At 43.9% G+C, this 18,040-nt stretch carries 14 protein-coding genes and 1 riboswitch; of the genes, 8 read left to right on the top strand and 6 right to left on the bottom strand.

Annotation, left to right across the window (positions count from 1 at the left end):
* Nucleotides 1–236 precede the first annotated feature (236 nt).
* The 3 genes from glgC to H5300_RS16890 all read left to right on the top strand — a co-directional run bounded on the left by glgC (nucleotide 237) and on the right by H5300_RS16890 (nucleotide 3,993).
* Nucleotides 237–1,466 carry a glucose-1-phosphate adenylyltransferase gene (glgC, locus tag H5300_RS16900; RefSeq protein ID WP_076648142.1) on the top strand — a complete coding sequence of 410 codons (1,230 nt, stop codon included), beginning with the start codon at nucleotides 237–239 and terminating at the stop codon, nucleotides 1,464–1,466.
* Complete coding sequence (gene glgA, locus H5300_RS16895; RefSeq protein WP_182796483.1) at nucleotides 1,456–2,910, top strand: glycogen synthase GlgA; 1,455 nt, start codon at nucleotides 1,456–1,458, stop codon at nucleotides 2,908–2,910. The genes glgC and glgA overlap by 11 nt, the downstream gene beginning before the upstream one ends.
* 285 nt (nucleotides 2,911–3,195) lie before the next feature.
* Nucleotides 3,196–3,993: an alpha/beta fold hydrolase gene (locus H5300_RS16890; protein ID WP_004736445.1), complete on the top strand. Its 798-nt coding sequence runs from the start codon at nucleotides 3,196–3,198 to the stop codon at nucleotides 3,991–3,993.
* A 139-nt stretch (nucleotides 3,994–4,132) separates the two neighbouring features.
* Here the strand turns inward: H5300_RS16890 and H5300_RS16885 are convergent, their stop codons facing one another.
* The 5 genes from H5300_RS16885 to torD form a co-directional block, all read right to left on the bottom strand.
* Complete coding sequence (locus tag H5300_RS16885) at nucleotides 4,133–4,450, bottom strand: DUF2007 domain-containing protein (RefSeq protein WP_017078165.1); 318 nt, start codon at nucleotides 4,448–4,450, stop codon at nucleotides 4,133–4,135.
* Nucleotides 4,451–4,520: 70 nt separating this feature from the next.
* Nucleotides 4,521–5,201 carry a TVP38/TMEM64 family protein gene (locus tag H5300_RS16880; protein WP_004736447.1) on the bottom strand — a complete coding sequence of 227 codons (681 nt, stop codon included), beginning with the start codon at nucleotides 5,199–5,201 and terminating at the stop codon, nucleotides 4,521–4,523.
* A gap of 135 nt (nucleotides 5,202–5,336) precedes the next feature.
* A complete protein-coding gene (locus H5300_RS16875) occupies nucleotides 5,337–5,927 on the bottom strand; it encodes a TfoX/Sxy family DNA transformation protein (RefSeq protein ID WP_004736448.1) in 591 nt (196 codons plus the stop codon).
* A gap of 127 nt (nucleotides 5,928–6,054) precedes the next feature.
* Nucleotides 6,055–6,140, bottom strand: a riboswitch (cyclic di-GMP riboswitch).
* A gap of 170 nt (nucleotides 6,141–6,310) precedes the next feature.
* The gene (purR, locus tag H5300_RS16870) at nucleotides 6,311–7,315 is read right to left on the bottom strand and encodes an HTH-type transcriptional repressor PurR (protein ID WP_182796482.1); all 1,005 of its coding nucleotides are present in this window, start codon (nucleotides 7,313–7,315) and stop codon (nucleotides 6,311–6,313) included.
* Nucleotides 7,316–7,631: 316 nt separating this feature from the next.
* Entirely contained in the window at nucleotides 7,632–8,279 is a 648-nt protein-coding gene (gene torD, locus H5300_RS16865; RefSeq protein ID WP_004736450.1) for a molecular chaperone TorD, read from the bottom strand.
* 285 nt (nucleotides 8,280–8,564) lie between these two features.
* Here torD and torR point away from each other — a divergent pair, with 285 nt between their 5' ends.
* On the top strand, nucleotides 8,565–9,278 hold the full coding sequence (gene torR / locus H5300_RS16860) for a two-component system response regulator TorR (RefSeq protein ID WP_004736453.1): 714 nt from the start codon (nucleotides 8,565–8,567) through the stop codon (nucleotides 9,276–9,278).
* 226 nt (nucleotides 9,279–9,504) lie between these two features.
* Here torR and elyC read toward each other — a convergent pair whose 3' ends face one another.
* Nucleotides 9,505–10,359, bottom strand: a complete 855-nt coding sequence (gene elyC, locus H5300_RS16855; RefSeq protein WP_029222038.1) for an envelope biogenesis factor ElyC — start codon at nucleotides 10,357–10,359, stop codon at nucleotides 9,505–9,507.
* Between the two features lie 115 nt (nucleotides 10,360–10,474).
* On the opposite strand from elyC, the gene cmoM reads away from it, so the two are divergent.
* The 4 genes from cmoM (at nucleotide 10,475) to mukB (ending at nucleotide 17,979) form a co-directional block, all read left to right on the top strand.
* Nucleotides 10,475–11,260: a tRNA uridine 5-oxyacetic acid(34) methyltransferase CmoM gene (cmoM, locus tag H5300_RS16850; RefSeq protein WP_182796481.1), complete on the top strand. Its 786-nt coding sequence runs from the start codon at nucleotides 10,475–10,477 to the stop codon at nucleotides 11,258–11,260.
* Nucleotides 11,261–11,385: 125 nt separating this feature from the next.
* Nucleotides 11,386–12,723 (top strand): chromosome partition protein MukF, encoded by a 1,338-nt coding sequence (mukF, locus tag H5300_RS16845; RefSeq protein WP_004736457.1) that lies wholly within the window; start codon nucleotides 11,386–11,388, stop codon nucleotides 12,721–12,723.
* Entirely contained in the window at nucleotides 12,704–13,522 is an 819-nt protein-coding gene (gene mukE / locus H5300_RS16840) for a chromosome partition protein MukE (protein WP_102462434.1), read from the top strand. The genes mukF and mukE overlap by 20 nt, the downstream gene beginning before the upstream one ends.
* Nucleotides 13,519–17,979, top strand: a complete 4,461-nt coding sequence (mukB, locus tag H5300_RS16835) for a chromosome partition protein MukB (RefSeq protein WP_182796480.1) — start codon at nucleotides 13,519–13,521, stop codon at nucleotides 17,977–17,979. Before mukE ends, mukB begins: the two co-directional genes overlap by 4 nt.
* Nucleotides 17,980–18,040: the final 61 nt, after the last annotated feature.

Genomic DNA, 18,040 nt, shown 5'->3' with positions numbered 1-18,040 from the left:
AGGAAAGCAATCAGCTTACATAGCACAGAATGGCGTATTAAAAATTGAAATCGACCGAAAAGTCGATAACGTATATAAAACCAAGTGCAAAGAATAGTGCACGCATAACAACGTTTGGCTTAGGATATTGTCACTGTATGTGAATGAATATTCGTTAAGTACCGAAATAAGTGTTAGTGCTCATCCCCCAGAGGAAGACACCTCTACGAGTACTGACATCGACAAGCTATAGATATATGGAGAATAAAATGGCTGGTGTATTGGGAATGATTCTTGCTGGTGGTGAAGGCTCTCGCTTAAGACCTTTGACTGAATCTCGCAGCAAACCCTCGGTTCCTTTCGGTGGTAGTTACCGCTTAATTGATTTCGCTTTGAACAACTTCGTTAATGCTGATCTTATGAAGATCTACGTATTAACACAATTTAAGTCACAATCTCTGTTCCACCACATGAAAAAAGGTTGGAATATCAGTGGCATCACAGATCGTTTTATCGACCCAATTCCTGCGCAAATGCGTAAAGGAAAGCGTTGGTATGAAGGCACAGCAGATGCTATCTACCAAAATATGGGTTTTATGGAGCTGGAAGAACCTGATCAAGTCTGTATTTTTGGTTCTGACCATATCTATAAAATGGACATCAAACAAATGCTTGATTTCCATAAAGAAAAGAAAGCAGCGTTAACCGTTTCTGCACTGCGTATGCCGCTTGCTGAAGCATCAGAGTTCGGTGTTATCGAGGTGGATGCTGAAGGCCGTATGATTGGCTTTGAAGAGAAACCTGCAAACCCTAAGTCGATTCCGGGAGACCCAGAGTCAGCGCTCGTTTCAATGGGCAACTACGTATTCGAAGCGAAAGAACTTTTTGCTGAACTAACGGAAGATGCAGATAAACCTGAATCTTCACATGACTTCGGGAAAGACATTATTCCAAACATGTTCCCACGCGGTGATGTGTTTGTTTATGATTTCAGCACCAACCGTATTACTGGTGAGAAAGAAGAAGTTTACTGGCGCGATGTAGGTACGATTGATGCGTACTGGCAAGCACATATGGACCTTCTTAAGAAAGATGCGCCATTCTCGCTATACAACCGTAAATGGCCTCTACACACTTACTATCCGCCACTACCACCAGCGACGTTTACTGACTCGGCTAATGGTCGAATTCAGATCATTGATAGCCTTGTGTGTAGCGGTAGTTACGTACGTGGTTCGCGTATTGAAAAGAGTGTATTAGGCTTCCGCAGTAATATCGCATCAGCGTGTGATATTAGTGAGAGTATTTTATTAGGTGATGTGAAGGTGGGCGAGGGTTGTATACTTCGTCGCGTTATCATTGATAAAGATGCAGACATCGCACCGGGCACTCAAATTGGTGTAAACCTGACAGAAGACAAAAAGCATTACCACGTATCTGACGATGGTGTAGTTGTAATTTCTAAAGGAGCGCGAGTTGGTTACTAAAACTCTCTCGGTACTTTTTGTAGCGTCTGAAGTTGAAGGCTTGATTAAAAGTGGTGGCTTGGCTGATGTAGCCAAGGCACTGCCGAAAGCGTTACAAACACTCGAACAGGACGTTCGAGTGACTATCCCCGCGTATAGAAACATTCCAAACATTGATGCAGCCGAAGTTATTTTATCGACTGAGCTCGATCATTGGCCTCATACCGCTTACCAAGTCAAAAAACTGAGTGTAGAAGGTGTTCAAGTTTTTGGTATCGAATGTGACAAATATTTCGACCGTCCAGAAATGTACGCAGAAAATAATCAAGCTTACGCAGATAACGGAGAGCGTTTCTCGTTCTTCAGTGCAGCTTGCCTTGATATGCTTCCTAAGCTAGGCTTCCAACCTGATATCATTCATGCAAATGACTGGCACACAGGTTTTGTTCCTTTTTTGCTTAAATCACGTTATCAACAACATGATTTCTTTGAAAATACGCGTAGTGTTATCTCAATTCACAACGCAGTTTTCAAAGGTGTGTTCGCATACGATGAACTGCAATTCCTACCAGAAATGCATAGCTACAATGTGCCTGAAGCTTCAGTGAGTGACACGCATGTCACAATGCTGAGAGCCGGCGTGATGTGTGCTGATAAGGTGAACGCAGTAAGTCCAACGTATGCCGAGGAGTTGAAAACGGAATTAGGCAGCCATGGTATGGCAGCTGAATTCCAACACAGATCTGACGACCTGTTTGGTATTCTGAATGGTTGTGATTACGGAGCTTGGAACCCTGAAACGGACGCTTTCCTTCCTCGTAAATTCAAAGCGACAAAGCACAGCATGGTTCGTGGGAAGTCAGCTTGTAAGCAAAAACTGCAGCAAGATGTTGGCCTCCCCGTCACCGATTGTGCGGTTTATGGCATGGTTTGTCGTTTGACTAATCAGAAAGGTGTTCATTACTTACTGCCTATCATCGAACAGTTTTTGAAAAACGATCTTCAGATCGTGATTGTCGGTACTGGTGATCCAGTTTTAGCGAGTCAGCTGAAAGAGCTGTCGGCACTTCACTCAGATAAGTTCTCGTTTGTAGAAGCGTATAATAATGAGCTTGCGCACTTAGTTGAAGCGGGTTCTGATTTCTTCTTGATGCCTTCGGAGTTCGAACCTTGTGGCTTAAACCAAATCTACAGCATGGCTTACGGTACGCTACCGATTGTTCGCTCTGTGGGCGGTTTAAAAGACAGTGTGAATGATTACGATCAGGATCCCGAGATAGCGACCGGCTTTGCTTTTGAAGAGCCAACACCGCAAGCGTTACTGGCAGTATTGCATCGTTCATTACTGCTTTATGCACAAAATCCCGCTGAAATTAAGCGTGTTCAACTTTACGCGATGCAACAAGATTTTAGTTGGGAAGATGCGGCAAAAGAATACCTTACGATGTACCATTATGCATTTTAACGTGCTGAATTAGCTGTAAAATAAGCTGATGTATAACAACTGAACTTAATAGTAGAAGGCGCTCTGATAGTAGAGTGCCTTTTTGTTTTCTGGTCAGATCACATCACGTTTAGGAAGAGAAAACTTGCAAACTCATTTTAGTCAGGTAGAAAAGGTGGGGTAGGTATTCACATGACTAATGTTAGGTTTGACACTATTATCACTTAAATTTCTTGATTGCGTGATATCCTTAGCCATCGCCTTGTGATGAGGCAGAGCTCCATTCCAATAATTAAAGCGATAGGTATGTCTGAGAGTTTACTATTTCATAAAACATTTACTCACCCTACGAGCGATGAGTGGGTTGTATTTGTGCATGGCGCAGGAGGCAGTTCCTCCATTTGGTTTAAGCAGATCAAAGCGTATAAACAGCACTTCAACTTGCTTCTCATTGATTTGAGAGGGCATGGTAAATCAGACAACATCCTCAAAGAGCTGATTTCGAATCGTTATACGTTCAAAGCGGTAACGCTCGATATTCTTAAGGTGTTAGACCATCTGAAAATCCGTTCTGCACACTTTGTAGGCATGTCTTTGGGCACGATTATTGTCCGTAATGTCGCAGAGCTAGCGGCTGGCCGAGTACGTTCAATGGTACTAGGTGGTGCCGTGACCAAACTCAACACTCGCTCTCAAGTCTTAATCAAGTTGGGTAACTTGAGTAAGCACATCATTCCTTATATGTGGTTATACAGCCTTTTTGCTTACGTTGTGATGCCACAAAAAAGCCAAAAAGAATCACGTCACCTGTTTATCCGCGAAGCCAAAAAGCTGTGCCAAAAAGAGTTTAAACGCTGGTTTATCCTTACGGCTGATGTGAACCCATTGATGAAGTACTTCAAAGACCGAGAATTGCCGATTCCAACTTTGTATTTGATGGGCGAGCGCGACTACATGTTTATCAAGCCAGTAAAAGAAATGGTAGAAGCGCATAAGTCGAGTGAGTTGGTAGAAATTGCCAACTGTGGGCATGTGTGTAACGTAGAAAACCCTGAAGAATTTAATCAACGATCTATCGCTTTTATTCAAAAGCAAATTCAGTGATTCTTTAGCAGAACAGATGCTCGAATAGAATTGAAACAAAAACGGGAAGCTAATTTTAGCTTCCCGTTTTTATTTGGAGGAGGTATCTGACCGAGTTGTTATATAAGGCCGTTGGAGCCACTTTACCTTTCAAAACCTGCTATTCAGGTGAAGCAGCACCGCACTGCCAACAAGAACCGAATTGTGCTTCGTTGACTTCATGACATTCTCCGCAACGCCACTCTTCATAAATGATCGAATCTTGCTGTTTCTGGTAGTCATTAACAACTGCCCGGGCTTTGCTCGCCAATTCTGGCTCATATAACCATACGTAAGGGTCAGTTTCTTCGGTAAATGGGATTTCCCCTTTCAAACCGAATAACCCTTCACCACGAACTTCACACGCAATATTCACACTTTCTAGTAATCCACAGATGATGTGGGCTTCTGTCGGATTCGATGCACTGAAGATTTTCATTGAGATAGAACCTTATCTGGCTATATGCGTTATTTAGCTATTATAAGTATACGTTATTCAGTTATAGACGTTATTCAGCCACAGGTGCTGAGCGAAATTTATTCATCAACCATTTAGCAATGATTGGGAATACACCCAGTAAGGCAAATGACAATAGTACTGAAGGGGACACGATACCCGAAAGTGAATCAATTTCCGCGAGTTGAGTACCAGCATTCAAGAAAACAGCGGTACCCGGTAACATCCCTATTTGACTCGTAATGTAGTAACGACTCACGGACATCGGTGTTAGACCCATCAACAGATTGATAAGGAAAAATGGGAATACAGGAATCAGACGCAGAGAAAACAAGTAAAATGCTCCGTCTTTTTCAACGCCCTTGTTAATCGTTGCTAATTTGTCACCAAATTTGGTTTGGATCCAGTCACGTAAAAGGTAGCGGCTACTTAGAAATGCGAGGGTTGCACCAATGGCACTGGCGAAAGAGACCAGCAGCAAACTATTCCAGAAACCAAATAGCGCAGCTCCTAACAGGGTCACAACAGCAGCACCAGGAATTGAGAAAGCAGTAATCATTACATATGCGACAAAATAGATAGCAGCGGCAGCAATGAAGTTGCTATCAATGTAGTCATTTAAAACGGCTTGTTGGGCCTTGGCATTTTCAAGCGTTAAGTATTGGCCGAAATTGACGCCTAACAAGACGATGGTTACGACCAACACAATACCCAATATCATTTTCTTACTCATTGATACTTCCTCTAAATTTTCAATGTATACCATTAGTATAGATAGACAGGCAAAGCATAGATTAACTTTCAGCAGATATAAAAAAAGCCGCAGTAAATGCGGCTTAGTTATGTATATAGTTTTTCACTTACAATGTTAATTGACGCGATTGATAAGCTCCTCACGACGCTGCTGCGGTATAACAGACCAATGTGTGCCATTGATCGCGCCTTCTAACGCCCAAAGTAGTTCAATACTGACAGAAGACGCATGTGATTCTTTGATGGCGTTAAATGCGTTTACAGAGCCAGATTCATATAAACGTTCTACGGAATCGATCCCTGCTTTTTTCAACATACGCTCAGTGGCGAGTCGAAGGTTGGGCAGATCTTTGAGTCGAGTAGGCTTAGCTGAAGATTGCTCAGCTTTTTCTTCTTTAGCAAAACCCAGAGACGTCGTTGCAAGCTGCAAGATTTTCTCTTGGTCTTGCCACAGGCCTTCAGGTAAAGCGAAATATTTAGTAACGACAGGGAAACCACGTTTTTTGTAGACGTACGGTTGAAACCCTTGTTGTTCGAACTGTTTCGTTGTGCATTTGTCTGCTCGTATGTGCAACTGGTCATTTACAACCAGAGCAAACATAGTGTCATCAGCAAAAAGACCGAAGCCACCAAACATCGAGCGTGATTTTATTTTTCCTAGGGATTCAAATAATTTCATTGAATCCTTTAGTATCGGTTTATCCATGTTATTTATCTCGGTGTATTTGAACTACGCCACCAAATAAGCAGGTCCGAGAGATTAGCAAAATGTTGCAATTAAATTGTCAATTAGCCGTAAATTACTAAATTATTAGTAGTTACTGCATTTTGCCATCGGTAACCCCGCTACCATACCAACGAGTGGTTTAGGCCGGAAGCTTTGCGTCTCACTCTTTCAAGTGATTTGCCCTGTGCGTGACTGATTGAATAGAATAAAGTTTTTGTTGAATGAGGCTCACACTTGTTATTTCAAAATGTGATATTGCTTCAATTAATGATCTTTCCAGTATGATACCAGGTTCATTCATGTTGTTGATAAAAAAAGCGCACCTAAAGGTGCGCTTAATTATATTAAACTGAATTTATCAATTAATTTAACGTTTTAACTGTGCTTCGCTCAACAATTTCAGGATGCATTTCGAACACACGCTTTTCATGGTCTTTATCTTTAATGCGTTCTAACAAAATTTCGAAAGCGTTCTTACCAACACGACGTTTGGGTTGGTGAACCGTTGTTAACGGCGGAGAGAAGTATTCAGCCAACTCGATGTTGTCATAGCCGATCACTGAAATATCTTCAGGGATACGAATTCCTTTCTCTTGCAGTCTGCTCATTAGGCCGAGTGCCATCGTGTCGTTAAAACAGAATACGGCCGTTGGGCGATCTACCATCTTAATGATTTTCTCTGCCGCAAGAACCGCCGTATCACACTCGAAGTTACCTTCAATGATCATGTTATCATCGGCAGTAATCTTAGCTTCGTTGAGTGCGCGTTTGTAACCCGCGATGCGTTCAACACATGCCGCTTTGTCTAAGTGGCCACTTAAACAAGCAATCTTGGAGTGACCGTGATCAATGAGGTATTTGGTCGCTAGGTAACCACCTTCCTCAGAGTTGTCGATGATCTTATCTGCTTGAGAACTCTCAGGGCCCCAATCCATAATCACTTTAGGGATGTCAGCGTGACGGTCTAACATGCCTCTCAGTTCTTCAGTTAGGTCAGAACACATAACTAAGATGCCATCTACACGTTTCTCTGCAAGCATTCGAATGTAGTCACGTTGCTTCTCATAGATACCGCCCGTATTACACAGAATCAAAGTGTAACCTTGACGGTAGCAGTAGCTTTCAACACCATCGATAACTTCAGAGAAGAATAGGTTAGTTGATTGAGTAACTAGCATGCCGATAGTGCGGGTTGTATTGCACTTCAAACTACGAGCAACGGCACTTGGTGCATAGTTCAGTTCGTCTACGGCTTTATTTACTTTTTCTTGCGTCGCTTCTGCAACAAAGCGAGTTTTGTTGATTACGTGAGAGACGGTTGTTGTTGATACGCCTGCTAAGCGAGCGACATCTTTTATAGTGGCCATGGTTTTATCCTATTAGAAGCTACTTTCCCAAAGTACGGAATGAAGTAGCCGTTAAGCTACCTAACTAAGAGCTTAAATTTGTAGGGCTCTTTGGGTACTAAAGTGCTAAAAAACAAAAAACCGCTATTGAGCGGCTTGTCTTAACACCGAAATGCTCAAAACTATAATAAGCATAGCATTTCGTGAATGTTTCATATTTTATCGTTTGCGGTCACAATTTTAGACTGACTAGAAATTACTCGCAATAAAATTCACCCGGAAATCCGGGTGAATTGTCACATTCTTCTGAATTTATTTAACGAGTCATCCAATAAGCTTATTCACCAGCGAGGTATTGGGTGTCCAATTTGCAGAATGCAAGTAGCAGAGATGAGACTGATGCGTAGAAACCGAATTCGTCAACGTCATGACATTTAACGTTGAACTTTGGTACCCAAGTAAGAAGTTGTTGCTCGATAAATTGCTGTTGAACAATGAACGATTTTTCTAGCTCTTCTTCAAGTTCCGTCTCATTAGAACGGATGATCAAATTGCCAAGGAAGTCGAGTTCGATAGCGATATGGTCAGCGGGTTCTTTTAGGTCTTGGTTCACCACTAAGTTGTGCTTAGCCATGATCTCTTCCATATCTTTTGCTGGCTTATCATTCAAAAGGCCAGTCTCACCGATATACATAGAAGCGTAAGGAAGTGCGCCATGCTTATCTGTTTTTAAGAATAAGTCACAGAAGTCTGCAGACAATTCTAGTTGAGCATCTTCACGCGTTTGTAGGCGGTTTAGCGCATCCACTAGGCTATCGATCGCCGGTTTTAGTGTTTCATTTTCGCCTAAACCAGTTAGGAAAGAACGAATTTCAACAGAGTGGTAGTGATCGAGTTCTTCTTGAGTGATCTCTTTAGCGAATAAGCTTGATAGCCACCAGTATATTTCTGCTCTTTGCTCGTTGAACGCTTTCGTATCTTTCATTTCTTAGATCCTGATTTAGTCTTGTGGTGTTACTTATATACATCTTGAAGTCACTAGTGCATAAGCACACCAAGGCTGAATAACAAGGTTATTTGCGAAAGGCAAAGTTACTCGTTAGTAGTAATACCTATATTGAATTGCGATGGACGATAAATAGCAAGGTTTAAGATTGTCTTGTATCAAAAAAGATCCATGTTTCTAGCTTTTATCTTGTGTACCACTAGAATTGTTACGAGTTATGAATAGAATAGTCACTGAAACTATTAAATAAGAAAAGTGGTGTAGATGAGCTATCACGTATTAGTCGTAGAAGATGATGTGGTAACCCGCAGTAAACTGGTCGGATACTTCCAGAACGAAGGTTACACAGTAAGCGAAGCAGAAAGCGGCGCTCAAATGAGAAACGTGTTAGAAGAAAACAACGTTGACCTCATTATGCTGGACATCAACTTACCAGGCGAAGATGGATTGATGCTAACTCGCGAATTACGCAGTCAATCAGACATTGGAATTATTTTAGTTACTGGACGCACGGATAGCATCGACAAAATCGTTGGCCTTGAAATGGGCGCTGACGATTACGTTACTAAACCCTTCGAACTTCGCGAGTTATTGGTTCGAGTTAAAAACCTACTTTGGCGCATTTCTGCCGCTCGTAAAACAGCAGCAGGTAAGGTTGAAGAGACTGAAGACGAATCTGTGGTTCGTTTTGGTGAGTGGACATTTGATATCCCTCGTCGTGCGCTAAGCAAAAACGGCGAACCGGTCAAACTGACTAAAGCTGAATATGAACTGTTGGTTGCGCTCTCTTCTTATCCTAACCAGGTATTAAGTCGTGAACGCATTCTGAATATGATCAGTCACCGAGTGGATGCTCCAAACGATCGAACTATCGACGTGTTAATTCGTCGTATGCGTGCGAAGATGGAGTTTGACCCTAAGAATCCACAAATTTTTGTAACGGTTCACGGTGAAGGTTACATGTTCGCTGGTGATTGATTTCCTTTAGGAATGACTAATCAACAACGATATTTAAACGTAAAAAGCCGAGACATCATTAATGTCTCGGCTTTTTTATTGCTTAGCTTTTATTGTTTACGAACTGGAAACTTGCAAATTACTTAGTTAATCAGTCTTGCCTATCTGGCCGAGTCTACAGATAAGATTATGTCTACAGGTAAGACTATGTCTACTGATAAAATTCAGTTTACTGATTCGGTTGAGTTTATTGAGGCTGAGCCGCAGAAATACCACCGTCATCTTCAACTAAGCGAGATGTTTCAGGAACAACAATGGGTTCTTCAACGGTGTCATTGCTTGTATCAAGCCAATCACGCAGGCTTTGCCACATCAACCCCATTGTTTCGTGCCAGTAACGCTCAGTTTGCTCAAGGTAAAGAGCTTTAGGCATGTACTTATTCCAAGGTTCAACAATCCCTTCTTGTGCTAGGTAGTTTGTTGGTGCTGGTAATGGCTTCATACCTGCAGCATGGAACTCATTGAGTGCGCGCGTCATATGGCTAGCCGATGTCACCAATACCATTCTTTTATTCTTAACAAACGCTGCCGCTTGTCGTGCTTCTTCCCAGGTGTCTTTGGCTGTTTCAAGCAGAATGATATCGGGCTTTGCGACACCTAGAGCCAACGCAACTTTGGCCATCATTCGAGCGTTGCTCACTTCAGTGCCTGCGCCATAGCCAGACAAAATGAGTTTTGCACCAGGGTAAAGGCGTAGAATACGAATCCCTTCACTTAAACGCATTAGACCGGTGCGACTAAGCTCTGATGTTGGTGGGATTTGGTCGTCTACGACGTGACCACTTCCGAGAACCATCACGTAATCGACGGTTTCATCGACAGGTAAAAAAGCGGTGTGTTGCCTTTCCATTGGCATTAAAAGTTGACTAGAAACTGGCTGGAAAGCGATTAGGAAAATACCACATAGGGCTGAAAGGGTGATTAGGCAACCCGTCTTCCTTTTGGTAGTAAACATCACTAGGGCTAAACCCAGAAAAGCGAGAATTAACATTGCTGGCAGTGGCATCAGTAACGAAGACACTACTTTTTTCAGCTCAAACATATCCGAATAGTCCGAAAAAACATCACTTAGTAGTAAAAAGAGACATCGCCTCTTTATTCCTGAAATTCCTGTGACAGAATAGCAGGCACGATAGGACATAATAACTCAAGTAGCCGTGACTGAAGACCGTAATTTCGACGATATTGCCCACAAATTTGCAAAAAATATTTACGGCTCTGACAAAGGAGAGATCCGTCAGATCATCGTATGGGAAGATTTAGAACAAGCTTTGAGCAAATTTGAGCGATCAGCTTCGCCGCTGCATGTGCTTGATGCTGGAGGCGGCCTTGCGCAGATGTCGCAAAAAATTGCGTCGCTTGGGCATAACGTTTCTCTTTGTGACCTTTCTTCTGAAATGCTGAAGCTAGCAGAAGAAAGTATCAGCGAGGCGGGTTTGTTAGATCAGTATCGATTCATCCATTCTCCGGTACAAAAAGTCGCAGAACATCTCGATGAGAAAGTCGATTTTGTGATGTTTCATGCCGTAATGGAATGGTTAGCCGCTCCTAAAGAGGCGCTTGATTTATTGTTGGAGCAAGTAAAACCCGGTGGTGTTGCCTCGATAATGTTTTACAACCACCACGGATTAGTCCTGAAAAATGTGATTTGTGGCAACATTCCTCATGTATTGAATGGGATGCCACATCGAAAACGGTTTAAGCTGCAACCACAAAAAGGCTTGAAGCCAGAAGAGGTTTATCAATGGATAGAAGACGCCGGTCTAGAAATCTGTGGTAAATCAGGCATTCGCTCTTTCAGTGACTACATAGGTAATATGGAGTACATGGGTGATTACCAATTTGAAGATGTGTTGGAACTAGAAAAACAGCTATGTCGCCAAGAGCCATATCTGTCGCTAGGCCGTTATATTCACGTTTGGGCTCAAAAACCTGCGCAATAATAGCGGTGAATGTGGTAAAAGAAGCCACAACATGCGCTATGCAATCGTAACAAGCCCGCGTCATAAAGAAATAGGCGTCATATCTAATACGTTCGATATGACGAAGAACAGTAACAGGAACCACAATGAGTGAAATGACTCAAACTGCCGAAGAGCAGCCAATTGATGAGTTGGTAGGCTGGGTCAAGCAGCATGACTTTTCATTAAACTTGCCGCCAGAGCGCTTAGCATTTTTGATTGCTATCGCAGTACTAAGCAATGAAAGGTTCGATGAAGAGTTGGGCGAAGGTGAACTGCACGATGCATTTACCATTGTCACTCGACTGTTTGAAGATACTGGCGAAGCGTCTGCGTTTCGTGCCAACAATGCCATCAATGAGCTAGTTAAACAGAAGTTGATCAGCCGCTTTACCAGTGAAATCACCGATGGTGCGAGCATCTACCGCTTATCACCGTTGGCCGTTGGTATCTCTGATTATTACTTACGTCACCGTCAGTTCTCTAAATTAAAACTGTCTATTCAGCTTTCTATGGTTGCCGATGAGATGGCAAAAGCCATTGAAGCTGCGCAGAAGGGCGGAACTCCGGGGCATTGGAAAAAGAACGTTTACGGCGTGCTCAAATATTCAGTTGGTGAAATTTTCGATCAGATTGATCTTAACCAACGTGTTATGGATGAGCAGCAACAAACCGTTAAGCAGCAAATTGCCGACCTTTTAAATAAGGACTGGCGAGAAGCGATCAATAACTGTGAGTCTTTGCTATCGGAAACCTCAGCCACGCTAAAAGAATTGCAAGACACCTTGCAAGCGGCGGGTGACGAACTGCAAACACAGATCCTCGATATTCAAGAAATTGTTTACGGTGACGATGAACTCGAGTTCGTTGGCGAAACCCTGTTCGGTTTACAAATGAAGCTTGACCGAATCACCAGTTGGGGTCAGCAAGCAATCGACTTGTGGATCGGCTACGACCGCCACGTTCACAAATTTATTCGTACCGCGATCGATATGGATAAAAACCGTGCCTTCAGCCAGCGCTTGCGTCAGTCAGTCACAGACTACTTTGATGCGCCTTGGTTATTGACCTACGCCGATGCTGAGAAGCTGACCGATCTTCGTGATGAAGCGCTCGTGCTTCGTGATGATGAAGTGATGGGACAAGCGCCAATCGACGTTGAGTATGAAGAATTTGAGCAAGTGAATGATCTGCTTTCAGAACGAATTGCAGAGATGTTAAAAGCTCACAAACAGCAAGGTGCGCCAATTGACCTTGGCCTTGTGCTACGCGATTACCTCGCAGCACACCCTCGCACACACCATTTTGATTTAGCCAGAATTGTTGTCGACCAAGCCGTGCGCTTAGGTTACTCAGAGTCTGACTATCAGGCTATTCAGCCGGATTGGCAGGCAATCAACGATTTCGGTGCAAAGGTACAAGCAAATGTCATTAACAAGTACTGATGATTACATGCCAGAGAAACTGGTAAAAGCGATAGCGAACCCGTTGTTCCCTGCGCTAGATAGCATGCTGCGTTCAGGTAAGCATGTTTCAACAGAAGATCTAGACAACCACGCGTTGCTTTCTGATTTCGAAGTGGAACTTCAGCATTTTTACCAACGCTACAATACGGAACTGGTAAAAGCGCCTGAGGGTTTCTTCTACCTGCGTCCGCGTTCTACGTCTCTGATTGGCCGTAGTGTATTGTCTGAGCTAGACATGCTGGTTGGTAAGGTGTTGTGTTTCTTATACCTAAGCCCAGAACGTCTTGCTCATGAAGGTATCTTCACCAATCAAGAACTGTTTGATGAATTGATGTCGTTAGCGGATGAGAAAAAGCTCATGAAGCTAGCAACGAACCGCGCATCTGGTTCTGACTTAGACAAAGAAAAGCTCTTTGAAAAAGTACGTACTTCTTTGCGTCGTTTACGCCGTATCGGCATGCTGATTGCGATTGGTGAAACCGGCAAGTTCCGTATCAGCGAAGCGGTATTCCGCTTTGGCGCTGACGTTCGTGTTGGCGACGATATGAAAGAAGCGCAATTACGTCTTATCCGTGATGGTGAAGCTGTGGTTCATACCCAAGAGCCTAACCAGGGTAGCTTGTTGAATGAAGAACAAGCGGAAGCTGTATCAGAACTAGAACTAGAACTAGAACTAGACGTAGATGAAAACGGTCAACAAGACATTTTTAACGATCAAGCCGGCTTTGACCTTGAGTCAAACGATGGCGAACAAACAAAAGTAGAAGGTGAAGCATGATTGAAAGAGGTAAGTATCAATCATTAACCATGATCAACTGGAACGGCTTCTTTGCGCGTACTTTTGATATTGATGGATTGGTTACAACGCTTTCTGGCGGTAACGGTGCAGGTAAGTCGACCACAATGGCGGCATTCATCACAGCACTGATCCCTGACCAAAGCCTTCTGCATTTCCGTAACACAACGGAAGCGGGCAGTTCACAGTCATCTCGTGATAAAGGCCTTTACGGTAAGCTTCAGCCGGGCGCATGTTATGCCGCGCTAGATGTTGTGAACTCTCGTAATCAGCGTCTATTGTTCGCAGTAAAACTGCAGCAAGTTGCGGGTCGTGATAAGAAAGTCGACATCAAACCGTTCGTTATCCAAGGCCTCCCAAGCCATGTGAAACCAACCGATGTTTTGATTCAGAACGTTTCAGACAGCCATGCTCGCGTATGCCAGTTGAATGACGTGAAAGCGGCGGTAGCGCAATACGAAGGCGCGCATTTTAAAGCGTTTTCTTCGATTGTTGATTACCACTCACAGATGTTTGAATACGGTGTGGTACCGAAGAAACTGCGTAACAGCAGTGACCGTTCTAAGTTCTACCGTCTGATTGAAGCATCGCTTTATGGTGGTATTTCAAGTGCAATTACGCGTTCACTGCGTGATTACCTTCTGCCACAAAATGGTGGTGTGAAGAAAGCATTCCAAGACATGGAATCAGCACTTCGCGAAAACCGTATGACACTAGAAGCGATCAAAACGACTCAGTCGGATCGTGACTTGTTCAAACACTTGATCACTGAATCTACGAACTACGTGGCAGCAGATTACATGCGCCATGCCAACGATCGTCGCAACAAGCTTGATCAAACTATGAAATTCCGTGGTGAACTGTTTGGTTCACGTGAAACCTTGCTTAATCAAAACAACTTGTTGAACCGCGTTCAAGAAGAGCTTGAGCTGTTGGTCGATCAAGAATCGGCACTAGAGCAAGATTATCAAGCGGCTTCGGATCATCTTCAATTGGTTCAAACTGCACTTCGTCAGCAAGAGAAAATTGCTCGCTACAGTGAAGATCTAGAAGAGCTTAATGAACGTCTAGAAGAACAGATGATGGTAGTTGAAGAAGCTCAAGAGCGAGTACTTCTTGCTGAAGAGCAGGCAACCATTACTGAAGAAGAAGTGGATAGCCTGAAAACTCAGCTTGCTGACTACCAACAAGCGTTGGATGTTCAGCAGACTCGTGCGCTTCAATACCAGCAAGCGGTTCAAGCCTTAGAGAAAACTAAGCAGCTACTTGGTGATGAGTCTATTACTGCAGAAAGCGCATTCACTCTGGTTTCTGAGCTAAAAGCACAAGAAGAATCAAGCACTCAAACGTTACTGTCGACTAAGCATAAACTAGACATGTCTTCTGCTGCGTCTGCGCAGTTCGACAAAGCGCTCGCTCTTGTTAAAAGCATCGTTGGTGACGTTGAGCGTAAAGAAGCATCTAACAGTGCTAAGCAAGCTTTAGAAAAAGGCCGTAACGCAAAACACGTTGTTGAAAACGAACAACAGTGGCGTGCTCAGCACCGCGACATGGCTCGTGATGTGGCGCAGCAGCGTCAAGCAAAAGAGCTTGCGACTGAATACCAAAAGCAACACAGCATCTCACTGACTGACGAAGCGGTTTTCGATGAAGAACGTGAACGCCATGCAATGCAGATCGAGTCTCTTGAGTACGCTCAAGAAGAGCTGCGTGAAGCGAAGAGTGAGCAACGTCGTGTGCAACAAAACCACGACCAAGAGATTCAAAAACTTGAGTCTATTGCTCCAGCGTGGATCACGGCGAACGACGCACTTGAAGCCCTAAGAGATCAAACAGATGCTGAGCTAGAAGATAGCCAAGCAGTAATGACTCAAATGCAGCAAGTGCTTGAAGATGAGAAATCTCAAGCGGTTGCTAAAGATCAATTGGCGACGCGCCGAGCTGAACTTGAGCAAGAGATTGAGCGTTTAGCTTCTCCAGGTGGCTCTAACGATCCTCGTTTGAAAGGTTTAGCGGATACGCTTGGTGGTGTTCTGCTTTCTGAGATTTACGATGACATTACCATTGGTGATGCGCCGTATTTCAGTGCGATGTACGGTCCTGCTCGTCATGCGATTGTGGTCTCTGATCTTGATGGTATTAAAGAGAAGCTGGTGGATCTTGATGATTGTCCAGATGACCTTTACATCCTTGAAGGCGATGTCGATGCATTTGATGACAGCTCATTCAATGCTGATGAGTTAGAGGGCGCGGTGTGTGTTCAGCTGAACGATCGCCAAATGCGTTACTCTCGTTTCCCTGAGATCCCTCTGTTTGGCCGTGCGGCTCGTGAACAACGATTAGAGAAATTGCGTGAAGAGCGTGATGTTGTTGTGGAAAACCACGCGAAAGCGGCGTTTGATGCACAAAAGCTGAATCGCCTATACCAAGCATTCAATAGCTTTGTTGCTAAGCATCTACACGTTGCGTTTAACGCTGACCCTGAACAGGCATTAGTGTCTATTCGTGACAAGCGTAACCAGATTGTACGTTCTTTAGCTGAATTAAATTCTAAAGAGCAACAGCAACGTAGTCAGCTACAACAGAGTAAACAAGCGTTGGGTGCGCTAGACAAATTAGCCCCAATGGTTCGTATTTTAGAAGACGAAACATTGGCTGAACGCCTAGCTGAATTAGAAGCGCAACTAGAGCGCTTGAGCGAAGCTAAGTCGTACTTGAACAACCATGGCAAAGCACTTGCTTCGTTAGAGCAGATTGTTTCTGCACTAGACGCAGACCCTGAACAGTTCGAGACACTAGAAGCACAATACCAACAAGCTGACCAAGCTCTACAAAGCCTGAAAGGTAAAGTGTTTGCTCTGTCTGACTTGATTGAACGTCGTCACTACTTTGCCTATGCGGATTCTGTTGATCTTCTAAACAAGAGCAGCGAACTGAGCGAGCAATTAAAAGCGAAGTTGGTTCAAGCTGAACAAGCTCGAACTAAAGGCCGTGATGGCTTGAAGCAAGCTCGCGAACAGATGAACCAATACAACCAAGTTTTGGCAGCACTGAAGAGCTCACATCAAGCGAAGCAAGAAACGGTTCAAGAGTTCAAGCAAGAGCTACAAGAGTTTGGTGTCAATGCTGATGAAGGCGCTGAAGAGCGTGCTGTACGTCGACGTGACGAACTGCATGAGCGTTTGCATACTTCACGTGGTCGTAAGAGTGAATACGAGCGTACCATTACGTCAACTGAACTTGAGATGAAAGCCTTGGCTAAGCGTCTTAAGAAAGTTCAGAAAGAGTACACAGAGCTTCGTACCTTCGTTGTTGCAGCAAAAGCAGGCTGGTGTTCAGTACTTCGCTTAGCTCGTGAGAATGACGTTGAACGTCGTCTGCATAAACGTGAACTGGCTTATCTAACGGCAGGCGAGCTTCGCTCCATGTCGGATAAGTCACTGGGTGCGCTACGTCTGGCGGTAGCCGACAATGACGACCTGCGTGATTCGCTGCGTTTATCTGAAGACAACGCGCATCCAGAGCGTAAAGTTCTGTTCTACATTGCGGTTTACCAACACCTTCGTGAACGTATTCGCCAAGACATCATTCACACGGATGATCCGGTTGAAGCAATCGAAGAGATGGAAGTGGAGCTAGCTCGACTAACCGAAGAATTGACGCAGCGTGAAAATCGCCTGGCAATCAGCTCTGAGTCGGTAGCAAGCATCATTAAGAAAACGATTCAGCGCGAGCAGAACCGTATTCGAATGCTGAACCAAGGTTTGTCTAACATTTACTTTGGTCAGGTTAAAGGCGTACGTCTGAACGTTAAGATCCGTGAAAGCCACGAGATCTTGCTATCAGGGCTAGCGACTCAACAAGAGCAACATAAAGACTTGTTTGAATCAACGCGCTTTACCTTCTCAGAAGCGATGGCGAAGTTGTTCCAACGAGTGAACCCGCATATCGATATGGGTCAACGTTCTCCGCAAGTTCTGGGTGAAGAGCTACTGGATTACCGTAACTACCTAGAGCTGAGTGTTGAAGTTAACCGTGGTTCAGATGGTTGGTTACAAGCTGAATCGGGCGCACTATCTACCGGTGAGGCGATCGGTACGGGTCAGTCAATCCTATTGATGGTTATTCAGAGCTGGGAAGAGGAATCTCGTCGACTTCGCAGTAAAGACATCGTTCCATGTCGTTTGTTGTTCCTTGATGAAGCAGCACGTTTGGATTCTAAGTCGATCTCTACGCTGTTTGAACTGTGTGACCGTTTGGGTATGCAACTTCTGATTGCAGCACCTGAAAACATTAGCCCAGAGAAAGGTACAACCTACAAACTGGTTCGTAAGGTCTTCAAAGATCACGAACACGTACACGTTGTTGGCCTACGTGGTTTTGCTCAAAACAAACCAGCATCTCCAGTTCAAGAGCTTATCGAAGAAGCTGAGCAATAACTTTGATAGCCGAGTTATAACCTTGATAGCCGAGTTATAACCTTGATAGCCGAGTTATAAC

This window comes from Vibrio sp. SG41-7, assembly GCF_014164465.1.
In the GTDB taxonomy this organism is placed as follows: Bacteria; Pseudomonadota; Gammaproteobacteria; order Enterobacterales; family Vibrionaceae; genus Vibrio; species Vibrio splendidus.
This window is presented reverse-complemented; position numbering and strand designations above follow the sequence as displayed.